Raw genomic sequence first — 3,723 nt, forward strand, 5'->3', positions numbered from 1 at the left:
CAACTGGTTCGGGCTTTGTCAGGCGAGCGCGCTTGTCGGCGGGCTGACGCTGGCGCTGATGACGATGCCGGTGATCGTCATCGCCGCGCGCAACGCGATCAAGGCGGTGCCGCCGTCGATCCGCGACGCGGCGCTCGGGGTCGGGGCGAGCCCCGTGCAGGTGGTGTTCCACCATGTCCTGCCGCTCGCGCTGCCCGGCATCCTGACCGGCACGATCATCGGCATGGCGCGCGCGCTGGGCGAGACGGCGCCGCTGCTCCTGATCGGGATGCGCGCCTTCATCGGCGACGTGCCGAACGGCATCTGCGCGCCCTCGACCGTGCTGCCGATGCAGATTTTCCTCTGGTCCGACGAGGTCGACCGCGGCTTCGTCGAAAAGACCTCGGCGGCGATCATCGTGCTGCTCATCGTGCTGCTGTCGATGAACGCGCTCGCCATCTATCTCCGCAACAAGTTCGAAAAACGCTGGTGAATATGACCCAAGACGATCTGACCATCGCCGATCCCAAGATGAAGGCCCAGGGGGTCGACGTCTTCTATGGCGAGAAACAGGCGATCAAGGACGTGTCGATTGACGTCGGCACCGATCTGGTCACCGCTTTCATCGGCCCCTCGGGCTGCGGCAAGTCGACCTTCCTGCGCTCGCTCAACCGGATGAACGACACCGTCGCCAGCGCGCGGGTAACGGGAACGATCCTGCTCGACGGCGAGGACATCTATGCCCCGTCGATGGACGTGGTGCAGCTTCGCGCGCGGGTCGGCATGGTGTTTCAGAAGCCGAACCCCTTTCCGAAGTCGATCTACGACAATGTCGCCTATGGCTCGCGCATCCACGGGCTCGCCGCGAACAAGGCCGACCTCGACGTCATCGTCGAGCGCGCGCTGACCCGCGCCGGCCTGTGGGACGAGGTCAAGGACCGGCTCGGCGAGAGCGGCACCGCGCTGTCGGGCGGCCAGCAGCAACGCCTCTGCATCGCACGCGCGATCGCGGTTGATCCCGAAGTCATATTGATGGACGAACCCTGCTCGGCGCTCGACCCGATCGCGACCGCGAAAATCGAGGAACTGATCCACGAACTGCGCGGCAAATATGCGATCGTGATCGTCACGCACAATATGCAGCAGGCGGCGCGCGTGTCGCAGCGCACGGCTTTCTTCCACCTCGGGACGCTGGTCGAATATGGCAAGACCACCGACATCTTCACCAACCCGCGGCAGGAACGCACCAAGGATTATATCACCGGGCGATATGGATAGGCATGGCTTCCGCTCCCTCCGTCATGCTGAACTTGTTTCAGCATCCACGGCCTGCGCTATCCTTCAGCGCAGCGCCGGGGGAGAGAACGGGCCATGGATGCTGAAACAAGTTCAGCATGACGAGGAAGACTAGGGAGGCGCCCGATTTCTGGGCGGCCTTCAGGACAGGACGAAACAGATGGCACTTACCAACGATCATACCGTCAAAGCCTTCGACGAGGATCTGAACCGTCTGCGCGGGCTGATCAGCGAAATGGGCGGCCGCGCCGAGCAGGCGCTGCTCCAGGCGATGTCCGCGCTCGGCAACGGCGATCTCGCGCTCGCGGCGCAGGTCGTGCAGGGCGACAAGAAGATCGACGCGCTGGAGACCGAGGTCGAGCAGCTCACCGTCCAGACGATCGCGCTCCGCGCCCCGATGGCCGACGACCTGCGCGAGATGATCGCGGCGCTCAAGATCGTCTCGGTCGTCGAGCGTATCGGCGACTATGCGAAGAACATCGCCAAGCGCGTCGCGCTGATGGACCCGACCCGCTCGATCGAGGCGATCCCGGTGCTGACGTCGATGTCGTCGCTCGTCGCCGAGCTGATCCACGACGCGCTCGACAGCTTCGCCGCGCGCGATGCCGACCTGGCGGTGCGGGTCACCGTCCGCGACAAGAATGTCGACGATTTCTACAACAGCATCTTCCGCACCCTCGTGACCTTCATGATGGAAAATCCGAAGCACATCACCGAGAGCGCGCACCTGCTGTTCGTCGCCAAGAACCTCGAACGCATGGGCGACCATGCGACGAACATCGCCGAGATGGTCTATTATGTCGTGACCGGCGAGCGGATGGAGGAGCGCGAGCGCGGCGAAAGCCCCGAAGGCGGCGCGGCCGCGGAGAAGGAGCAAGGCTGATGCCGCAGCCCGACCTGCTGCTGATCGAGGATGACGAGGCGATCGCCGAACTGATCGTCTGGCATTTCGCGCGCGAAGGCTTTTCGGTCCGCCAGACCCCCGACGGCGAACAGGCGCTGATCCTGGTCGAGGAGCGCGTCCCCGACATCGTTCTGCTCGACTGGATGATCGAAAGCCTGCCCGGCATCGAGGTCTGCCGCCGCCTGCGCCGCAACCCCAAGTCGGCGAACGTGCCGATCATCATGCTCACCGCGCGCGGCGAGGAAGAGGACCGCATCCGCGGCCTCGAAACCGGCGCCGACGATTATGTGACCAAGCCGTTCAGCCCGCGCGAACTCGTCGCGCGCGTCTCGGCCGTGCTGCGCCGCCTGCGCCCCGCGCTCGCCGGCGAGCTGCTCGCCTATGCCGACATCGAGCTCGATTCGGTCGCGCACAAGGTCGTGCGCAATGGCCAGATCGTCGCGATGGGACCGACCGAGTTCCGCCTGCTCCGCCATTTCATGGAGCATCCGGGCCGCGTCTTCTCGCGCGGGCAATTGCTCGACAGCGTGTGGGGGCAGGACAGCGATATCGAGCTGCGCACGGTCGACGTCCATATCCGGCGCCTGCGCAAGGCGATCAACCTGCCCGGCACCGCCGACATCATCCGCACGGTGCGCTCGGCGGGCTATGCGCTCGACGCGGGCAAGAGTATTTAGCGCCGTCGCGACGGAACCGCCGAAACCGCGCGCGCGTTAGGGCGGGATGATGAAACGAAACCGCGGGGGTCTGCTATCGCCCCTGATACTGCTGATTGCGGCCTGCAATGGCGGGGGCGAACAGCAGGCGGCGCCGTCCGGCCAATCCGCCGCCGACGCGCCGCCCGCGAAAACCGCCATCGAGGCTGCACCCGGCACGACGGCCACGACCGCACCCGCCGCCGCGCCCACCGGACCGCGGTCCTGCGCGGCGGAAATCGGTCAGCAGGCCGCCGATCGTCGCGCCGCGGTGTGTCGCAACGTCTCGCCCGCGACGCACCCGCCCTGCAACGCCGCCAATAGCTGCGCGATGATCGAGAATGAGATCGCGCGAAGCTGCGCGCTGCTCGGCAAGGATGGCGCGGTGCCCGCGGACTGCCGCCCTGCGCCCGACAGCAAGGCGGCGGCGATCGCGGTCGTGAAGCTCTATTATTCGGCGCTCGATGCCGGGGATTACGACACCGCGTGGCTGCAATGGGGCGAGAACGGCCCGCCGAAGCAGACGCCGGACAGCTTCCGCGCCGGCTTTGCGCACACCCGCGCAACCCGCGTGACGATCGGCACGGTCGGGGATGCCGAGGGCGCCGCGGGCTCGATCTATCTGACGGTTCCCGTCACCGTCGATGCGACGCTCGACACCGGCGCGTCGCAGCGCTTCGGCGGAGATTATGTGCTGCGCCGCGTCAACGATGTCGATGGGGCGAGCGCGGATCAACTGCGTTGGCATATAACGTCCGCCAAGCTTCGGCCCCTGCCCGCGCATTAAATCCGGACGTCATTGCGAGCGAAGCGAAGCAATCCAGGGCGGTTTACGCGCGCTCTGGATTG

5 protein-coding genes are annotated in these 3,723 nt (G+C 66.2%); all 5 read left to right on the top strand.

Annotation, left to right across the window (positions count from 1 at the left end; translation table 11 throughout):
• On the top strand, positions 1–472 hold a 472-nt coding region (locus OJI97_RS17820; RefSeq protein WP_297665721.1), incomplete at its 5' end, for a PstA family ABC transporter permease.
• A gap of 2 nt (positions 473–474) precedes the next feature.
• Positions 475–1,257, top strand: coding sequence for a phosphate ABC transporter ATP-binding protein PstB (pstB, locus tag OJI97_RS17825; RefSeq protein WP_297665722.1), 783 nt, complete (start codon positions 475–477; stop codon positions 1,255–1,257).
• A 178-nt stretch (positions 1,258–1,435) separates the two neighbouring features.
• Positions 1,436–2,158, top strand: a complete 723-nt coding sequence (phoU, locus tag OJI97_RS17830; protein ID WP_297665723.1) for a phosphate signaling complex protein PhoU — start codon at positions 1,436–1,438, stop codon at positions 2,156–2,158.
• Positions 2,158–2,856, top strand: a complete 699-nt coding sequence (gene phoB, locus OJI97_RS17835) for a phosphate regulon transcriptional regulator PhoB (RefSeq protein ID WP_058815332.1) — start codon at positions 2,158–2,160, stop codon at positions 2,854–2,856. The genes phoU and phoB overlap by 1 nt, the downstream gene beginning before the upstream one ends.
• A 49-nt stretch (positions 2,857–2,905) precedes the next feature.
• The gene (locus OJI97_RS17840; RefSeq protein ID WP_367184786.1) at positions 2,906–3,661 is read left to right on the top strand and encodes a hypothetical protein; all 756 of its coding nucleotides are present in this window, start codon (positions 2,906–2,908) and stop codon (positions 3,659–3,661) included.
• Positions 3,662–3,723: the final 62 nt, after the last annotated feature.

It is taken from the genome of Sphingopyxis sp., assembly GCF_025869345.1.
Taxonomy (GTDB): Bacteria; Pseudomonadota; Alphaproteobacteria; order Sphingomonadales; family Sphingomonadaceae; genus Sphingopyxis.